Raw genomic sequence first — 16,679 nt, 5'->3', positions numbered from 1 at the left:
CCTTCGTTACACTTAGGGTGACAAACCAAGTGTACCAATCTTTTGTGGACTGATTTAGGCTCAGGACTTCAGCATGAACGGGAGCGCGAGCAACACGGAGACCCGTTCACCCTGAGTCCTGAGCTTGTCGAAGGGTCGAAGGGTGGTCTGCATTCTGGCGTCTTCATCTCTAATAGGACTCGTATAGCTGCGCATTCGCTAGCGTTGCTCGAACGCTTCTTTTACCGCCTCTGCTGCTTTGCGGCCAGACTCCATCGCACCGTTGATCGAAGCGGTGCCATAGTGGTCACCACAGACAAACAGGTTTGGTCGTATCCGTACCGGATAGTCAGTGCTGACCTGGGAGGGCGGATACTGTTGCGGTAGGGCATAGGAAATACGGTAGGTCCGCAGATGTCGCCACTGATGATGGACGTCATGGCCATACCAGGTGGCAAGCTCGGAACGAACCGCTGTTTCTAGCTCCTGATCGCTCGCAGCTGGGTCTCCTAACACGGTCACGGATACGAGCGCACTCTCTGGCGGTGCATACGTCGGCGCCACTGCACTAAGAACACAGAGACTATTCACCACCCCCTGCCCGTCTCCGTTCAAGACGAGGATCGGCTCGGCGAGTGGTGGCTTCGGCGTAGCGAAGTAGAGACAGGTGACTTTCTGTGAATGTGGCACAACCTGCGTATCGAGTAACTGTGCGGCTGTCGCGCCGTCTGTCGCGAGGACGACTGCGCGCGAATGGAGCCGCTCTCCAGAATCAAGGAACACTGCTCCTTCTTGTATCCCTTTCACTCGCGTTTGAAGCCGGATCGTTTCGCGCGGAAGACTGCGCGCGAGTTGTTGGGCGATGGCTCCCATCCCGCTCGCTGGCACCGCTATCTCTCCCTGTGAGAACATGCGAAACACGAATTCGAGCATGCGACTGGTGGTCCGCAATTCACGATCGAGAAAGACTCCCCCAAAAAACGGACGAAAAAAGCGCCCGATCATCGCATCGGAAAACCCAGCGTTGATCAGTGCTGCGTGGGTAGTGGTTTCTGGCCGTTGCAGCAGCTCGTCGATCGAGCCTGCGCGTACGCGGTGCCGCAAGCGGGCAACCGCACACTTATCCCACAAGGTGCCGATGGGCGAGAAGACATGGGTCACGGCGTCGATTGGTCGGCGCCACGGATCTGCCACACGATGAAACCGTCCGTTGAAGCGCACCAACGCGCCTGGATAGAAGGATCGGAGATCGAGTGACGTGTAGTCGAGGACGCGTCGCGCCTCTGGGTAGGCGGTCAGCAAGACCTGGAACCCACGGTCAAGTAGAAATCCCTCTACGTGATCTGTGCGCACGCGGCCGCCGACAGCATCGGAGGCTTCCAAAATCTGATACGGAATCCCGAGCGCTGCGAGCCGTCGGGCGCAGCTCAAGCCAGCCAGGCCAGCTCCGACAATCAGGACTTCGGGTATGGGTGTCATGTCGTTTCCTCCGATACTGGTCCAATCAATTCAATGGCATTGCCAAAAGGGTCGCCGATGTAGATCGACTGCGTCCCATCTCGATGTCGTTGCAGTGGGCCAAGCCTGGCGGCATCTGGGGTGACGAGTGCAAAATGCGCCGGATGCTGTCCGGGCGTCACCAAGGCCAGTTGTGTGTTCGCGAATTCGAGTAACGCCCACGTCTCATCCTGATAGGCAACCGTGCAGTTGAAGCGCGTTGTGTACCACGCGACCGCTCGCGGGATGTTTGACACGACCACAGCCAGGTGATCGATCCTGTCCCGCGAAGGATGCTGTCTTTCCGGTTCCACTATTTCCCTCCTCACGGTGTCAGCAGCTCAGGCGTTCATACCTTTCCCAACACATGACGGAGCGCGCCCTCTAAGTCTGGATGGCGAAACGGATAGTAGGTGTCTTCCAATTTCTGTGGCAGCACGCGGGTGCTGGAGAGGAGCAGCTCGTCTGCCATCTCACCCATGGTCAGGCGTGCGACCGCCGCTGGTAGCGGCACGAAGGTGGGTCTACCCAATACGCGCCCCAGCGTCGCAGTGAATTCACTATTGGTGACCGGTCGTGGTGCCGTGATATTCAGCGGCCCCTGTATCGAGTCAGTAATCAAAGCATGGTGGATCGCGCCGATTGTATCGTCGAGCGTCACCCAGCTCATGTATTGCTCTCCTGTGCCGACCATGCCACCAACGCCAAGACGAAAAGGCAGCAGCATTTTTGCCAAGGCGCCGCCACTCGGACTCAAGACAATGCCAATGCGGGCCGTCACGACGCGAATGCCCTGCTCCGCCGCTGGTCGCGTCGCCTCCTCCCATGCGTGGCACACCTCAGGAAGAAAACCGTGCCCTGCGCCACTGTCTTCGTTGAGCATCTCCTCGTTACGGTTGCCGTAGTAGCCAATCGCCGAGGCACTGACCACCACTTTGGGTGGTGAGGAGAGTCGTGCCAACGCCTCGCAGAGAAGTCTGGTTCCGGTGACGCGACTGCCACGGATCCGAGCGCGCTTCTCCGCGGTCCACCGTCCGACCACGTTTTCTCCTGCCAAGTGGACGACGGCATCGAACCCTTCCAAGCGAGCAGCGTCGGTAATGCCCTGTTGTGGATTCCAGAGAATGTCGTGCGACTCAGCACGCGGCTGTGATCGCACCAAGCCAGTGACGTTGTGACCACCGGTAGTCAAAAACGAGACGAGGGCGCGGCCGATGAGACCGTTAGTACCACTCACTAAGATGTTCATGGGCTTCCCCGTATAGCGTGCATGCGCCGCAATATCGTCGCTTGTGATGCGATGCCGATAGGTAAACATTCGGTCAAGTTTCTGGCGAACAAACGAATCTCCCAACTGACCAAGGATCCCGAGCGGGAGCGTATACTCGATGTGATCTTCGAGAGAACACGCCGACGGCCCGTCTGGTGCAAAGCGATGGGTATGCGCCCAGTGGGTAAACGGGCCAGCGACCTGCGTGTCGCGGAACTGCCGTCCTTCCACATAGTCTGAATGTCTTGCCACCCACGATTGACTGATCGGCCCCATACCCATGCGCAGCACGACCAGAGCACCATCCTCAAGCCCGCCCTGCCGTGCGACCAGCTCGACCGGTTCCCACGGTGGGGTTAAGCGCTCAAAGGCGCCAGGACGGGCATGCCAGCGAAAGACCTCTTCGGCGGGTGCGCCAATCTGCGTACGACGAACGTACGTTTCCATCGTTAGAGACTCCCTCTGATACGGAGGGTGGCTAATCCACCATCAATGCCGAGTACCTGGCCAGTGACCCAGCTCTGCGCAGGATCAAGGAACCACGCGATCGCCGCCGCGACTTCCTCTGGCTCACCGATTCGTCCTAGCGGATGCATGGACATGGAACCTTTCAGCGAGGCTTCGTTTGCCGTCAGGCGAGCGGTCAACGGCGTCCGCACCAGACCAGGAGCGACACAGTTCACACGAATCTGGCGAATCGCGTAGGATGCCGCCGCTGATAGTGCAAGGCCAACAATCCCAGCTTTCGCGGCAGCAATCGCTTCATGATTCGCCAAACCAGTACGAGCGACAGCGGAAGATACAAGCACGACCGAGCCCCCCGTTTTCATCATCGCCCGTGTCGCGGCTCTGACCGTGATGAACGCTGACGTCAGGTTGGTGGTGAGCGTACTGGTCCACTCGACATCCGAGGTCAAATGGGCTGGCTTCAACAGCAGAGAACCGACACAGTTGGCAACGCCGTCAATACGTCCATACTCACTCACAATCCGTGCAAAGCATTGCTCCATCTGTTCAGACGACGTTGCATCGACTGCCATGGGTATCACGCCCAGCTCCTCAGCTAAGCCCTGAAGTTTGTCTGGATCCCGTCCCGCCGCGATCAGACAACTGCCTTTCGCGGCAAGAGAGCGACACAGCGCTGCACCAATCCCGCCAGTGGCCCCGATCACCACCTGAACAGGATTGGCGCGCTCCTTCGTCGCATACTCGTTATGCATAGTGACCTCCTGTCTCGCCAATTTCCGCGATTATTCAGACCTTATTCACGCCCCAGCGTCGCTGAATGCCACCCAGTTGCACGATCTGATAGAGTGCGGACAAACCGACGATGGTATACACAAGGTTACTCAGGGTACTCCCGCCAAGGAGCGCCGCGACCAGGTCAACGCCAAAGGCGCCGACCAGTCCCCAGTTCAATCCGCCAATTACCAGCAGGACAGCCGCTACTACATCGAGCCGTTTCATGATGACCTCCATACGACTGGTGTTGGATTCGTGTACGCCAGTCGCTTTCTGTATCGTTGAGTATAAATCGGGATTGATTTTTGTCAATATATTGCATAGATTTTGAATAATATATTTTCTTTCCCCAAGAGGCCCCATGAGCGGTACGAGAGAGGAATCCCCTCTGGCAAAGACGTTCCCCGCAGGACCCACGTGGTCGCAGGAGTCAATCACCACGTTTCTTCGGCAGATGCGCATGTGCTTCAAGCTAACGGAGGTAAAGGAATCATGAACCGCAAACACTCACACGGTGAGCAGCGAGTGCTCTCGGGTCGCTGGACAACATTTATCCGCTGGTTTGATTCCTGGGCTGGCTCTGACACGAGCGAAGAAGAGCAGCCGCGGCGCGTCGATTGGGTTCGGATCATACCATTTCTTTCCATGCACGCGATGTGCCTGGGAGTGCTATGGGTGGGCTGGAGCTGGACTGCCGTCGTCGTCGCGGTGGGACTCTATCTCGTCCGCATGTTTGCCATCACCGCCTTCTACCATCGCTATTTCTCGCATCGCACCTTCAAGACCGCACGCTGGAGTCAATTTCTCTTCGCGCTGCTTGGTACGACGGCCATCCAACGCGGGCCGTTGTGGTGGGCGGCGCACCATCGCCACCATCATCGTTACTCCGATCAACCGCGGGATCGGCATTCGCCGCTCCAGCACGGGTTTCTCTGGAGCCATAGCGGCTGGTTTACTGCACGCGCGAACTTCCCCACCAACCTCGACGCCGTTCGTGACCTCGCGAAATTTCCCGAACTGTGTTTCTTGGATCGCTTTGACAGTCTCGTCGCCCTCGCGCTGGCAAGCCTTCTCTACACTCTCGGCTCTGTGCTTGCGGCTGTCGCACCGGATTTGCACACCAGCGGGATGCAATTGTTAATATGGGGGTTCTTTATTTCCACCGTGGTGCTGTACCACGCAACCTATACCATCAACTCCCTGGCCCATCAGATTGGCCGCCAACGCTATGCCACAGGTGACAGCAGCGGCAATAGCTTCCTTCTGTCGCTCGTCACTCTTGGTGAAGGGTGGCATAACAATCATCATCACTATCCTGCGACCGTGCGCCAGGGGTTCTACTGGTGGGAATGGGATCCGACGTACTACCTGCTTAGGGTGTTCGCGTGGATGGGTCTGGTGTGGGATCTCAAACCATTGCCTCCTCACATACGCGACACCCACCGTGGCGATCTGGTTCGGGCAGCGTAAGCGTGCAGAGTAGTACACTGCGTGAAGACTGCCCCTCGCTCCAAAACCATGTCCGCCTCACCGCCCAGAAGCAACCGATGGGTCTTACTTCGCCGTCACGTATCCCACATTTTCGTGCTCATGTAGCGTTCGCCGATGTCGGGGAACAAGGTCACAATCCGACCACGGCGGAGGGTTTGCGCGATTTTCCACGCGCCATACAGATACGCGCCCGAGGACTGTCCGACGAAAAACCCCAACCGCGCGACGCGTGTGCACATCTCATAGGCATCGTCGATGCGTACCGGTATCCATTCATCGATCAGATTCTCAGCGAAAATCTCCGGCATAATGTGCCCCGGGCCGAGTGGTTTAAGTCCTTCGATCCCTGGAAACTCCTCAGGCATCACACACGCAATACGGAGCTTAGGATCATGCGCCTTGAGCCGCCGCGCCACGCCAGTAATCGTGCCCCCCGTCCCTACCCCAGCCACAAACCAATCGATGTGGCCGTCCGTTTGCGTCAGGATTTCTTCAGCAGTCGTATCATAGTGCGCCTGCCAGTTGGCCGGGTTACTGTACTGATCGCAAAAGAAATACCGCTCGGGATGTGCTGTCGCCCGACGACGCACTTCGCGGAGCGCTTCATCATAACCAGCCACCGGATCGGTCAAAATGAGCGTCGCCCCATGTGCTTGGATGCGCTGCTTACGCTCCGCGCTGGCGTTCGCCGGGACCACAAGCTCCACACGTCGACCCAGAATCGCGCCGATCATAGCGTAGGCGATGCCCGCGTTTCCCGATGAGGAATCAAGGATCGTCTTCTCTGGTGGCAGAGCACCGCTGATCACCGCTTCTGAGAGCATACGTAAGACCGAGCGATCTTTGACTGAGCCGCCCGGATTCAGAAACTCACACTTGACCAAGAGTTCGACCTGCGGCAGTTCCTGGTGAAAGAGTGGCACCGGCACAAGTGGCGTGTGGCCAATCAGGGATAGGAGTGGATAGCGACGAATGAGTTCTTGTATGGCAGCAGGATGGGACATGGTTCCTCCGTGGATACGCATGACACTGCGGCATCATGCCCGCAGCACCGCCGCGAGATACTCGCTATTGAGCTGCGCAATGTGGGATACGGAAATGCCTTTGGGACACGCGGCTTCGCAAATTCCAGTATTCGAGCACGCGCCAAAGAGTTCCTGATCCATCGCCGCGACCATGCTGGTCACGCGCTGGTCCTTCTCAGGTTGTCCTTGCGGCAGCGCCGAGAGGTGGGCGACTTTGGCGGCCACAAACAGCATGGCCGAGGCATTTGGACACGAGGCGACACACGCACCACAGCCAATACACGACGCCGCGTCGAAGGCTGCATCAGCAACTGGTTTCGCGATGGGTATGGCATTGGCGTCCGGGGCTGCGCCAGTGTTGACGGACACATACCCTCCGGCTTGAAGAATGCGATCAAACGCCGAGCGATCAACGACGAGATCTTTGATCACAGGAAAGGCCCGTGCGCGCCAGGGTTCGACCACAATCGTATCCCCATCGTGAAACACGCGCATGCGCAGTTGGCACGTGGTGGTTCCCGGTAACGGACCATGGGCCTGTCCATTGACGCACACACCGCAGGAGCCGCAAATCCCTTCGCGACAATCATGCGCGAACGCGATCGGCTCGTCACCTGCGCGCGTGAGTTCTTCATTGAGAACATCCAGCATTTCGAGAAAGGACATGTCGGGCGAGATATTCTCCACCTCATACGTCCGCAATGCCCCGGTCGCCGCAGTCGTTGGCTGTCGCCACACTTGTACCGTGAAGTGCATACTCGTTTCTCCTATTTGTAATTGCGTTCACTCGGGGAGACGTAGGTGAACTCAAGCGCCTCCTTGTGCAACTGCGGCGGGCCCTCAGCACCGCCGTATTCCCACGCTGATACATACGCAAAGTGCTGATCATTACGTTGGGCTTCGTGCTCTGCTGTCTGGTGTTCAACCCGGAAATGCGATCCACAGGACTCGTCGCGCTGGAACGCATCCATCACCATCAGTTCCCCTAGTTCGAGGAAGTCCGCGACGCGGCCCGCTTTCTCAAGCGACGCGTTCAAACTGTCCTCGCCGCCTGCGACCTTGACATTGCGCCAGAACTCCGCACGTAGTGCGCGTATCTCACTGAGAGCGCGCTGCAACCCAGCCGCACTCCGCACCATGCCCACGTCATCCCACAGGATTTTGCCTAACGCACGGTGCAGCTCATCGACGGTACAGCGGCCGTTCATCCCCAGGAGCTGCGCGACGCGGTCCTTCACCTGCTGCTCGGCCTGCGTGAACGCGGGATGACGTGCGTCAACCTTCGCGAAGCCTTCGGTCGCGAGATAGTCGCCGATCGTTGCGGGAAGAATGAAATACCCATCCGCTAACCCTTGCATGAGCGCGCTGGCACCGAGGCGATTGGCACCGTGATCAGAGAAGTTGCACTCCCCGAGCGCGTATAAGCCGGGAATCGTCGTCATCAGGTTGTAATCCACCCATAGGCCACCCATGCTGTAGTGTGGCGCAGGGTAGATGCGCATCGGCGTCGCGTAGGAGTCTTCACCCGTTGTTTCCGCATACATCTGAAAAATGTTGCCGTACCGTTCCTGAATCGTCCCGCGTCCCAAGCGGGCCATCGCGTCGGCAAAGTCCAAATACACTGCCATCCCGCTCGGCCCTACGCCGTAGCCCGCGTCGCAGATGTCCTTGACCGTTCGTGCCGCGAGATCACGCGGTACCAGATTACCAAACGCGGGATATTTCGATTCCAGAAAATAGTGCCGCTCCGCCTCGGGAATCTCATGCGCGGCACGTCGGTCCTGTTTGCCGGAGGGCACCCACACGCGACCATCATTACGCAGGCCTTCGCTCATTAGGGTGAGCTTCGATTGATATCCGCCAGAGACTGGAATGCAGGTGGGGTGGATCTGCGTGAAGCACGGGTTCGCAAACAATGCCCCCTGCTTATGCGCGCGCCAGATGGCTGTGGCATTGGACCCTTTCGCATTGGTCGACAAATAGTAGACGTTGGCATACCCACCGGTGGCAAGGACAACGGCATGTGCGGCAAAGGAGCGAATCTCACCGGTGCGGAGATTGCGGGTCACAATGCCGCGCGCTTTCCCGTCCACCGTCACCAGCTCAAGCATTTCGTGAAACGGAAAGCTGCGCACCTGCCCCACATGAATCTGCCGATTCAGTGCGCCGTAGGCCCCTAACAACAATTGCTGCCCTGTCTGCCCACGTGCGTAGAAGGTGCGTGAGACTTGCGTGCCACCAAAGGAGCGGTTTTCTAACAGCCCACCATATTCACGCGCAAAGGGGACGCCTTGCGCAACGCATTGGTCAATGATGTTGACGCTCAACTCCGCGAGGCGATAGACATTGGCCTCGCGCGAGCGATAATCTCCACCTTTGATGGTGTCATGGAACAAACGATGGACGCTATCGCCGTCATTACGATAGTTCTTGGCGGCGTTGATCCCACCCTGCGCCGCGACACTGTGTGCACGCCGTGGGCTATCGTGAAAGAAGAAACAGGACACATTGTACCCCAGCTCGGCTAACGATGCCGCCGCCGCCGCGCCCGCTAGTCCGGTTCCGACGACGATCACGTCAAGCTTGCGCTTATTTGCTGGGCTCACTAACTTCAAACTAAACCGCTGATGCGTCCATTTGTCCTCAAGCGGTCCTGATGGAATTTTTGCCTCTAACTTCATCACCCTCTCCTGTCGCGATTACCGAACGAAGTAAAAATACAGTGGGATACTCGCAAATCCTGCGGGCACCCCGATCGAAAACAGCACCCCAAACGCCGTAATCAGCGTCGTGTAGCGCCGCCGTGTCACTCCGAGTGTGCAAAACGCACTGTGAAATCCGTGGTAGAGATGGAAGGCTAACAGGACCATCGCGGTCACGTAGAGGCCTACATAGAGCGGGTTCGCAAACGCCGCGCGGATGAGGTCGTAGAGGCTCGCGTCGGCACCCAGGATTCGATGTTCGACGAAAAACGTGCGTAGGTGAACCACGAGAAATAAGAAGATCACGCTGCCCGTTATCCCCATGTGGCGCGAGATCCAGCTTCCACCACCTTTCGGGCGCTCGGTAGCGTAGCGCACTGGACGCGCGTTGCGGTTTGCCTTGCTTAATACCGCGGCATCGACAATATGAAAGAGAAACCCGCCCACGAGGCCAATTTCCAGCACGCGGATAAGCAGATTCGAGGCCATGAACCGCGCATAGGCCGTGAACGCGACCCCGCCGTCGTCTCTGAAGAGCAAGAGATTCCCCGCAAGGTGCACGACGAGAAACGAACACAGGAACACGCCGGTCACAGCCATGATGAGCTTGCGACCGATCGAGGAAGACATGATGCCAGTCTGTTTTGTCATACGCTTTCCCTCTGCAAGGCGTGGGGCTTTACGATGCCACCCTGGTGTATGTTGAGTAACCATAATTATTACTCAATATCTATGCAATATATTGACAATAATATTTTGCGCCATATATTTGCTGTACCACCTGAAACGGGACGTTCCCTGGAAAGGTGGTCAGGGTCCGATGCCGTGACGCGGCTAGCAACGATGCACGGTCGCAATGTTACCGAGAAGGGGTAGGCATCATGATTGACCGTTCTCGCAGTGGACAAAAAGTGCGCGTCCGTACGACTATTCGCACGACTTCAATCGATATTCCCGCAGGGTCAACCGGACGCATTCTGTACGAATTCGACAATGGGGTCGGGCGACAACTGATGGAAGTGCTCTGGGATGGCAGCGAGACCCATTCCCCGGTTTTTCCCAGTGACGTCGAGATTGTGGATGTAACTCTTAACAGCAGCATACGCCAGGAAGGAGAAGCACGATGAAAGCGAATATTGCCTTATCAGAGGAGCAACGCGCGGAGGTCATCAAGATTTTACACGTCCTGCTCGCCGACGAGTACGTGTTGTATACCAAAACCCGTAACTACCACTGGAACGTTGTCGGACCGCAGTTCACCCAGTTACACACCTTCTTTGAGACGCAATACAACGCGCTCAACATCGTCGTCGACGACGTGGCAGAACGTGTCCGCACGCTCGGCAGTTTTTCGCACGGCACCCTCAGCGAATTTGCTCGGCACACCCGATTGCAAGAGGAACCAGGACAGCATCCCAGTGCAGCTGAGATGCTCCGTCGCTTACTCGCTGACCATGAAACCATCATCCGTAACGTGCGGTGTGATGCGGAACGCTGCGCTGATCAGTACCGTGATGCGGGAACCAGTGACTTCCTCGTCGGATTGATGGAACAACACGAGAAGCAGGCCTGGATGCTGCGATCACTGGTGAGTGGAGAATGAGACGCGGCCGTGGGCGTCTGGCCAGTCGTGTTGCCCACAGCAGCGCCCACATCATCGCGCCGATCAATTGCATAGACATCTCACAGCGTAACGAAGGAGAAGAGTATGGCACGGCCAACCTACACACCAAAAGAGTTTGCGCTTACCGGGCTCACTGGTATTTCCGACCGCACCCTGGAGCTCCATTGGGGTCTGTACAAAGGGTACGTCACCAACACCAACGCGCTCACCGAGCAACTCGCGGAACTCTCCGTGGCAAAAATTACCCCGGCGTCCAAGCTCGCGTACGCCGAACTCACTCGCCGTTTGGGATTTGAGTATGGCGGTATGGTGCTCCATGAATACTACTTCGGTAACCTCGCCGCCAACGGCAAAGGCGCGCCTTCACCAGAACTTGAGGAGGCACTCACGCACAGTTTCGGCAGTGTCACCAACTGGCGGGAGGATTTTGTGACCATTGGCACCCTGCGTGGGGTAGGCTGGGCGATCCTGTATCAGGATCCGCAGACGCGACAACTTTCGAACCACTGGGTCGAGCTGCATCACCACGGCGTACCGTCTGGGTTCCAGCCGCTCCTGGTGATGGACGTATGGGAACACGCCTTCTTACTGGATTACAAACCAGCAGAGCGGGGAAAATACATCGAAGCGTTTTTCGCCAATGTAGACTGGACTGCAGTTAATGCACGCCTTAGAAGCAGTTGACAAACCCTTCGATCCTTCGACAGGCTCAGGACTCAGGGTGAGCGGAGAAGAACTGAAAACATGGGGGCGGTTTCCCCGTTGGCGCTAAGTTTTTCGAAGCACGAGTGTGCCTGAGACATTGACTCTGAGGAATTTATTAACAGCTTCTTACGCCCGCGACTGCCGTCGGAGCGCTTGGTTCACCCTAGTGATAATCAGCATTAATAACTGAAAGTGATATATTCTTATTAAACCAACAAGGAGAAACTGTATGGCACATGCACTACATGGCAGCAAAACCCACGAGAATCTCAAGCACGCCTTTGCTGGCGAGTCACAAGCGAACCGGCGCTATCTCTACTTTGCTCGTCGTGCTGACATTGAAGGTTACCCCGACGTCGGCGGGTTGTTCCGCGATACCTCCGAGGCTGAAACTGGCCACGCCTTTGGCCATATGGATTTCCTCAAAGAGGTCGGCGACCCAGCAACTGGCGAACCGATCGGGGATACCGTGAAGAACTTGAAGGCAGCCGTCGCTGGAGAGACCTATGAGTACGCTGAGATGTACCCGGGCTTTGCGAGAACGGCGCGAGAAGAGGGATTTGCAGAGATCGCTGAGTGGTTCGAGACCCTGGCACGGGCGGAGAGATCACACGCTGGGCGCTTTACCAAAGGGTTAGATACGCTCAATACGTAAACCTCCCCTCGCACGGAGTCGTTTCTGGGCAGCGTGCGGGGACGGAAGAGCAACGGAGGCAATAGAAATTTATGCACAAAGTCACCATCAATGATATCGTTGGTCGCGAGCGGTATGAGCATATCCGCGACCAGTTTCGCGAGCATATTATCGCGGTAAAGAAGATCCGGCGGATTGCGGTTGGAAATATCATCACCTTCGTGTTTGAAAACCAGGACACAGTCAAGTTCCAAATCCAGGAGATGTTGCGCGCGGAACATATTACCGACCTGGATCAGACGCGGTCTGAGATTGAGACGTATAACGAGTTGATCCCCAGCGACGGAGAACTCTCCGCGACGATGCTGATTGAGATTACCGAGCACGATCAGATTCGCCCGCAGCTCGTGCGTCTCCTTGGTATCGACACAGCGGTCTCGCTCCATATTGGACAGCAGGTCGTTGTTCCCGCAGTATTTGAGGCTGGCCGCAGCAAAGAAGATAACCTCAGCGCCGTACAGTATGTCCGCTTCGTCTTCTCACCAGAAGCCAGAGCGGCGTTTCACGATGAACGCCAGGAAGCGAAAATTGTGATCGACCATCCCCACTATCAGGCGCACACGGTGCTCAATCCAGAAACACGCCACGCATTGGCTACAGAACTGTAAGTGTGGGGTCCAAAAGACAGAGGCGCACGATCCCTACGGTCGTACGCCGTTATCCTTACTATGAATCGCTGATTATCTCAGTGCACGAAGAAATCGTGCACTGAGATTGCCTACTGAGAGAGTCTGGGGGAACCACCCCACTATGGAGAACAGGATGACATACCAGAAACCGCAGTCCGTCGTAGTAGGTCTTACTCTAATTTTTGGCCTACTGACCGGTTGCACACAAGAAACGCAAAACCAAATTGGTCGGTCAGTGCAGAATTGGACCGGCACGAACGGCGTACTTGACATCTATGCTGGAGATAAACTTACCATGAGATTTATCGGCATTGATAAACTGTCAACCGCCTACGGCACGAACGAAGATGCCATACGGCCGTATCGATTTGGCTATGGCACAGTGGATAAGAATCTCAACTACAAGGCCGATGCGGGAGAGAAGAAAGTCTACTTCGAGATCAACGCAAACGCCACCAACTATGTGTTCTATGAAAACTACGAAGAGTGAAAATAGCGAATCCAACCCCGCCGGGATGTCCAGACGAAAGCACGAGGCGCAGTTGCGTCTCCCGTATGGCAAAGTGAGACACAAGCAGTAGTGACCAGGGAGGTGCCGCGGGAATACGGTACGCGTTGAGCACACGCAACGATAAACGGAGTACAGATGAACAGCGAGCATACAGTTCCCGACTTTCCCACGAGAAGCCGACGACGCATGCGGTGGCTCATCATTCTGAGCGGCCTTATCTTTGCCCTCGGGATTGAATACTGGGCCTTCGAGAATCGGCATTTCCAAACGCCGCAGGCCCAACCCCGTCCGATCGCTGCTCGGACGGAGTTGACGACTGAGGAGCAAGCGACGATCTCCCTCTTTCAGGAATCATCTCCGTCTGTAGTGTACATCACCACCGAGGTTGTCCAGCGCGACGCGTTCAGCTTCAATCTGCTGCAAATTCCACAAGGCACCGGCTCTGGTTTTCTCTGGGGTGCGCAGGGACATGTAGTCACCAACTTTCATGTTCTTGAAGGGGCAAGCTATGCGCGGGTCACCTTGGCCGACCAGTCTGCGTGGGATGCGCAACTTGTCGGCGTAGAGCCGGATAAAGATTTGGCTGTGCTGAAGATTGGCGCACCCGCAGCTCAGCTCAAGCCACTCCCGCTCGGCACTTCACGAGACCTGGCGGTGGGGCAAAAAGTCTTTGCCATCGGCAATCCCTTTGGGTTAGATCAGACCCTCACCACTGGTGTGATTAGTGGTCTGGGCCGAGAGATTGAATCGGGCACTGGGCGGCCTATTCAAGGAGTGATCCAGACGGACGCGGCCATTAACCCCGGCAACTCGGGAGGGCCGCTGCTCGATAGTGCCGGTCGCCTGATTGGCGTCAACACTGCTATCTATAGTCCTTCCGGGGCCTACGCGGGTGTCGGCTTTGCGGTCCCGGTCGATACTGTCAACCGGACCGTTCCCCAACTGATCACGCACGGCAAAGTCGTGCGCCCTGGGCTTGGCGTCACGCTCGTCGAAGACCAGATCGCCCAGCGTTTTGGCGTCGATGGCGTCCTCATTCTGGATGTCGTGCCACAGAGTGTCGCCGCCCGCGCCGGTCTTCGTCCGACACGGCAAGATCCTGCAGGTCGGGTACAACTCGGCGACGTCATTACCGCCATCAACGATACGCCCATACACAACGGTAATGATCTTTTTGCAGAACTCGACCAGTACCAGGTCGGTGACACGGTCACGCTCATCATTCGGCGCGAGGGAAAACCACAACGTCTGTCGATCACTTTACAGGCGTTATCATAAAGAGATCACAGGTGGTCAGGAGCGCATGGTATCCCTCACGGAAGGTAGGGTAACGAAACACGTACCCGGCTTCCACCAGCTTGGTATTTCGACAGCGCTTATTACTACGGTGACCGCGGGCGTCGGCATTCCCAGCAGGAACGGTCCGGGGCGGAGGCAGACCGAGTTGCAGGGCGAGCCATCGTAAGACGGTACTCTGTTCAGCGGGTTCATTGTCCACTGCGACATACACACTATTCGGCTGCGTCAATTGCATCACATGTTGTAATACTCCGGCACAGTCATCTCGATGGATGCGGTTGGTGTAGACTGGCGGTCCAGCCGTGCATTCCGCTGTTCCGTGTCGTACGCTGTCAATCAAACGAGTTCGGCCTGGTCCGTAAATACCACCGAGCCGCACGACGATAGCGGGAAAGCCACTGCGCAATACTATTTGCTCAGCACTGAGGAGTTCTCGACCAGAGAAATGAACCGGCTCGGTCGGGGAGCTCTCGTCAACCCATTCTCCTGACTGCTGCGCATAGACCCCGGTACTGGAGGCAAAAATAAATCGCTGCAGCTCATGCCCCTGTGTCACTAACGCGGAAAGTAAATGACGTACACCATCCACATAGGTTGCTCGGTAGTTTTCGGCTGACGAGCTGCTCGGGGCAGCAGTGTAGAAAACGACGTCTACTGCAGATGGTAAGGAGCAGAGAGTGTCGGGTTGTGTCAGGTCAGCGGGAAATGGGGAGATGCCTGCCGGCAACTTGTCACAGTTGCGACGTAATCCCCAGACGGTATGTCCATCGCCAGCTAACCGTATTCCCAGTTCTGTCCCAACGTCACCACAGCCAGCTATCAGTACTCGTGTCATAGCTCAGCCCTCCGTTAATCGTTCAACTGCCAAATCGCAAAGTTCAGCGCCACTGCGAATGTCACCCACCCGAGATACGGTACCAGAAGCCAGCCAGCAATCGCTGTCACACGCCAGAAGGCTAACAGTGTCGCAACAATCGCGCCCCACAAGAACACGATTTCGACACACGCGGCACCCGGATTTTGCATTCCGAAGAACATGACTGACCACCCAAGGTTGAGCGCAAGCTGCACCATAAATAGCGCAAGTGGCACAACGATAACGACCGACTGGTGCTTGCGCCACACTAACCACGCTGCAACTGCCATACACGTATACAAGATTGACCACACTGGACCGAAGATCCAATTTGGCGGAGTCCAGCTCGGTTTGCGCAGCCTTGCATACCAATCATTCAAGACTGGCGTCGTGGACTCCGAGCCAACCAGCGCAACGGCGAAGCACAGCCCGAGAAAGCCCGTAAGGCCTAACCATTCGTGACGAGATGACACAGAGACCTCCTTCTGTTGTCAGTAAGGCGTGCATTGAAGCGGCGCGAACGTAAAGAGCCGGAGAATCGGTGCAACAAACAGTAGTCCAAGTGCGATCAGCCGCGCTGACTTTATGCGCTGTCCCTGCCCCTCGTGGGAGAGAGTCAGATAGAGGTGGCGGTCGCGGCCTTTACCCGTGTACTCTCCCTCAAGGGAGAGGAGAAAACCAAGACCGAGAAGTACCCACATCCCGTCCTCAAGATTTATGCGACATCGTGGTCAGTAGTGCGGAATATCCTTCGCGGAACGTCGGGTAACGAAACACGTACCCAGATTCTATCAGCTTGTTATTCCGGCATCGCTTGTTACTGCGCTGGAGGCTATTCTGCGTGGAAGTTGTATGGTCACGGCCTGTCCGTTGACAGTCTTGGCAGAGTTGAGCTTAACGACATCAGCCGCCATCACTTTGCCTGGCACCACATGATAGGTCAGGATCGCTTGCAACTTGGCTTTATTCTCAGGTTTCAAGAGGTCATCAAGCGTTCCCTTGGGAAGTTTTGCAAATGCCTCATCGGTCGGAGCGAAGACGGTAAGGCATGGGCAAGAATTAAGTTACCGATTAAGAGCGAGGAAGAAGCGTATAGTTCCAATCGCCATGAAACTTACCGGGTTTGATATTGAGCGCTTGAAACTCATCGTCGGA

The 16,679-nt window shown here is 56.6% G+C and carries 19 protein-coding genes and 1 pseudogene; 8 read left to right on the top strand and 12 right to left on the bottom strand.

Annotated features, from left to right (window positions below; all coding sequences use genetic code 11):
- Positions 1-198: 198 nt before the first annotated feature.
- Genes FJ147_09435 through FJ147_09415 form a run of 5 tightly spaced genes read right to left on the bottom strand, consistent with a single transcriptional unit; the run spans position 199 to position 4,213 of the window.
- Entirely contained in the window at positions 199-1,458 is a 1,260-nt protein-coding gene (locus tag FJ147_09435; GenBank protein ID MBM4256106.1) for an FAD-dependent oxidoreductase, read from the bottom strand.
- A complete protein-coding gene (locus FJ147_09430) occupies positions 1,455-1,790 on the bottom strand; it encodes a VOC family protein (GenBank protein ID MBM4256105.1) in 336 nt (111 codons plus the stop codon). The genes FJ147_09435 and FJ147_09430 overlap by 4 nt, the downstream gene beginning before the upstream one ends.
- 35 nt (positions 1,791-1,825) lie before the next feature.
- Entirely contained in the window at positions 1,826-3,193 is a 1,368-nt protein-coding gene (locus FJ147_09425; protein ID MBM4256104.1) for a TIGR01777 family protein, read from the bottom strand.
- Between the two features lie 2 nt (positions 3,194-3,195).
- Positions 3,196-3,966 (bottom strand): SDR family oxidoreductase, encoded by a 771-nt coding sequence (locus FJ147_09420; protein MBM4256103.1) that lies wholly within the window; start codon positions 3,964-3,966, stop codon positions 3,196-3,198.
- A gap of 34 nt (positions 3,967-4,000) precedes the next feature.
- Positions 4,001-4,213: a DUF378 domain-containing protein gene (locus FJ147_09415; GenBank protein ID MBM4256102.1), complete on the bottom strand. Its 213-nt coding sequence runs from the start codon at positions 4,211-4,213 to the stop codon at positions 4,001-4,003.
- 267 nt (positions 4,214-4,480) lie between these two features.
- Here FJ147_09415 and FJ147_09410 point away from each other — a divergent pair, with 267 nt between their 5' ends.
- Positions 4,481-5,458 (top strand): acyl-CoA desaturase, encoded by a 978-nt coding sequence (locus tag FJ147_09410; GenBank protein ID MBM4256101.1) that lies wholly within the window; start codon positions 4,481-4,483, stop codon positions 5,456-5,458.
- A 95-nt stretch (positions 5,459-5,553) separates the two neighbouring features.
- Here the strand turns inward: FJ147_09410 and FJ147_09405 are convergent, their stop codons facing one another.
- From FJ147_09405 to FJ147_09390, 4 genes are read right to left on the bottom strand one after another with little or no spacing between them, the layout of a single operon-like run.
- Positions 5,554-6,483, bottom strand: coding sequence for a cysteine synthase family protein (locus FJ147_09405; GenBank protein MBM4256100.1), 930 nt, complete (start codon positions 6,481-6,483; stop codon positions 5,554-5,556).
- A gap of 33 nt (positions 6,484-6,516) precedes the next feature.
- Complete coding sequence (locus tag FJ147_09400) at positions 6,517-7,260, bottom strand: succinate dehydrogenase/fumarate reductase iron-sulfur subunit (protein MBM4256099.1); 744 nt, start codon at positions 7,258-7,260, stop codon at positions 6,517-6,519.
- Between the two features lie 11 nt (positions 7,261-7,271).
- The gene (locus tag FJ147_09395) at positions 7,272-9,185 is read right to left on the bottom strand and encodes a fumarate reductase/succinate dehydrogenase flavoprotein subunit (GenBank protein ID MBM4256098.1); all 1,914 of its coding nucleotides are present in this window, start codon (positions 9,183-9,185) and stop codon (positions 7,272-7,274) included.
- A gap of 18 nt (positions 9,186-9,203) precedes the next feature.
- A complete protein-coding gene (locus tag FJ147_09390) occupies positions 9,204-9,857 on the bottom strand; it encodes a succinate dehydrogenase cytochrome b subunit (protein ID MBM4256097.1) in 654 nt (217 codons plus the stop codon).
- A 230-nt stretch (positions 9,858-10,087) separates the two neighbouring features.
- On the opposite strand from FJ147_09390, the gene FJ147_09385 reads away from it, so the two are divergent.
- The 7 genes from FJ147_09385 (at position 10,088) to FJ147_09355 (ending at position 14,647) form a co-directional block, all read left to right on the top strand.
- Positions 10,088-10,333: a hypothetical protein gene (locus tag FJ147_09385; protein MBM4256096.1), complete on the top strand. Its 246-nt coding sequence runs from the start codon at positions 10,088-10,090 to the stop codon at positions 10,331-10,333.
- On the top strand, positions 10,330-10,809 hold the full coding sequence (locus FJ147_09380; GenBank protein ID MBM4256095.1) for a DNA starvation/stationary phase protection protein: 480 nt from the start codon (positions 10,330-10,332) through the stop codon (positions 10,807-10,809). Before FJ147_09385 ends, FJ147_09380 begins: the two co-directional genes overlap by 4 nt.
- Positions 10,810-10,914: 105 nt before the next feature.
- Entirely contained in the window at positions 10,915-11,514 is a 600-nt protein-coding gene (locus FJ147_09375; protein ID MBM4256094.1) for a superoxide dismutase, read from the top strand.
- Between the two features lie 250 nt (positions 11,515-11,764).
- Positions 11,765-12,190, top strand: coding sequence for a rubrerythrin (locus FJ147_09370; protein MBM4256093.1), 426 nt, complete (start codon positions 11,765-11,767; stop codon positions 12,188-12,190).
- Positions 12,191-12,261: 71 nt separating this feature from the next.
- Positions 12,262-12,837, top strand: coding sequence for a DUF3501 family protein (locus FJ147_09365; protein ID MBM4256092.1), 576 nt, complete (start codon positions 12,262-12,264; stop codon positions 12,835-12,837).
- A gap of 154 nt (positions 12,838-12,991) precedes the next feature.
- Positions 12,992-13,348, top strand: a complete 357-nt coding sequence (locus FJ147_09360) for a hypothetical protein (GenBank protein MBM4256091.1) — start codon at positions 12,992-12,994, stop codon at positions 13,346-13,348.
- A gap of 207 nt (positions 13,349-13,555) precedes the next feature.
- A complete protein-coding gene (locus FJ147_09355) occupies positions 13,556-14,647 on the top strand; it encodes a PDZ domain-containing protein (protein ID MBM4256090.1) in 1,092 nt (363 codons plus the stop codon).
- Here the strand turns inward: FJ147_09355 and FJ147_09350 are convergent.
- The 3 genes and pseudogenes from FJ147_09350 to FJ147_09340 all read right to left on the bottom strand — a co-directional run bounded on the left by FJ147_09350 (position 14,625) and on the right by FJ147_09340 (position 16,567).
- Positions 14,625-15,503 (bottom strand): SDR family oxidoreductase, encoded by an 879-nt coding sequence (locus tag FJ147_09350; GenBank protein ID MBM4256089.1) that lies wholly within the window; start codon positions 15,501-15,503, stop codon positions 14,625-14,627. The genes FJ147_09355 and FJ147_09350 overlap by 23 nt on opposite strands.
- A 14-nt stretch (positions 15,504-15,517) precedes the next feature.
- Complete coding sequence (locus FJ147_09345) at positions 15,518-15,997, bottom strand: tryptophan-rich sensory protein (GenBank protein ID MBM4256088.1); 480 nt, start codon at positions 15,995-15,997, stop codon at positions 15,518-15,520.
- A 318-nt stretch (positions 15,998-16,315) separates the two neighbouring features.
- Positions 16,316-16,567: pseudogene (locus FJ147_09340) on the bottom strand (hypothetical protein).
- Positions 16,568-16,679: the final 112 nt, after the last annotated feature.

This window comes from Deltaproteobacteria bacterium (genome assembly GCA_016874775.1).
In the GTDB taxonomy this organism is placed as follows: domain Bacteria; phylum Desulfobacterota; class Binatia; order Bin18; family Bin18; genus VGTJ01.
Note: the sequence above shows the minus strand (reverse complement) of the source record. Positions and strands in the feature narration are given on the sequence as shown.

What these genes read in the sequence shown, in the direction of transcription:
- FJ147_09435 (MBM4256106.1), bottom strand. Translation starts at nt 1,458, where the DNA reads ATGACACCCATACCCGAAGTCCTGATTGTCGGAGCTGGCCTGGCTGGC.
- FJ147_09425 (MBM4256104.1), bottom strand. Translation starts at nt 3,193, where the DNA reads ATGGAAACGTACGTTCGTCGTACGCAGATTGGCGCACCCGCCGAAGAG.
- FJ147_09420 (MBM4256103.1), bottom strand. Translation starts at nt 3,966, where the DNA reads ATGCATAACGAGTATGCGACGAAGGAGCGCGCCAATCCTGTTCAGGTG.
- FJ147_09415 (MBM4256102.1), bottom strand. Translation starts at nt 4,213, where the DNA reads ATGAAACGGCTCGATGTAGTAGCGGCTGTCCTGCTGGTAATTGGCGGA.
- FJ147_09410 (MBM4256101.1), top strand. Translation starts at nt 4,481, where the DNA reads ATGAACCGCAAACACTCACACGGTGAGCAGCGAGTGCTCTCGGGTCGC.
- FJ147_09405 (MBM4256100.1), bottom strand. Translation starts at nt 6,483, where the DNA reads ATGTCCCATCCTGCTGCCATACAAGAACTCATTCGTCGCTATCCACTC.
- FJ147_09400 (MBM4256099.1), bottom strand. Translation starts at nt 7,260, where the DNA reads ATGCACTTCACGGTACAAGTGTGGCGACAGCCAACGACTGCGGCGACC.
- FJ147_09395 (MBM4256098.1), bottom strand. Translation starts at nt 9,185, where the DNA reads ATGAAGTTAGAGGCAAAAATTCCATCAGGACCGCTTGAGGACAAATGG.
- FJ147_09390 (MBM4256097.1), bottom strand. Translation starts at nt 9,857, where the DNA reads ATGACAAAACAGACTGGCATCATGTCTTCCTCGATCGGTCGCAAGCTC.
- FJ147_09385 (MBM4256096.1), top strand. Translation starts at nt 10,088, where the DNA reads ATGATTGACCGTTCTCGCAGTGGACAAAAAGTGCGCGTCCGTACGACT.
- FJ147_09380 (MBM4256095.1), top strand. Translation starts at nt 10,330, where the DNA reads ATGAAAGCGAATATTGCCTTATCAGAGGAGCAACGCGCGGAGGTCATC.
- FJ147_09375 (MBM4256094.1), top strand. Translation starts at nt 10,915, where the DNA reads ATGGCACGGCCAACCTACACACCAAAAGAGTTTGCGCTTACCGGGCTC.
- FJ147_09370 (MBM4256093.1), top strand. Translation starts at nt 11,765, where the DNA reads ATGGCACATGCACTACATGGCAGCAAAACCCACGAGAATCTCAAGCAC.
- FJ147_09365 (MBM4256092.1), top strand. Translation starts at nt 12,262, where the DNA reads ATGCACAAAGTCACCATCAATGATATCGTTGGTCGCGAGCGGTATGAG.
- FJ147_09360 (MBM4256091.1), top strand. Translation starts at nt 12,992, where the DNA reads ATGACATACCAGAAACCGCAGTCCGTCGTAGTAGGTCTTACTCTAATT.
- FJ147_09355 (MBM4256090.1), top strand. Translation starts at nt 13,556, where the DNA reads ATGCGGTGGCTCATCATTCTGAGCGGCCTTATCTTTGCCCTCGGGATT.
- FJ147_09350 (MBM4256089.1), bottom strand. Translation starts at nt 15,503, where the DNA reads ATGACACGAGTACTGATAGCTGGCTGTGGTGACGTTGGGACAGAACTG.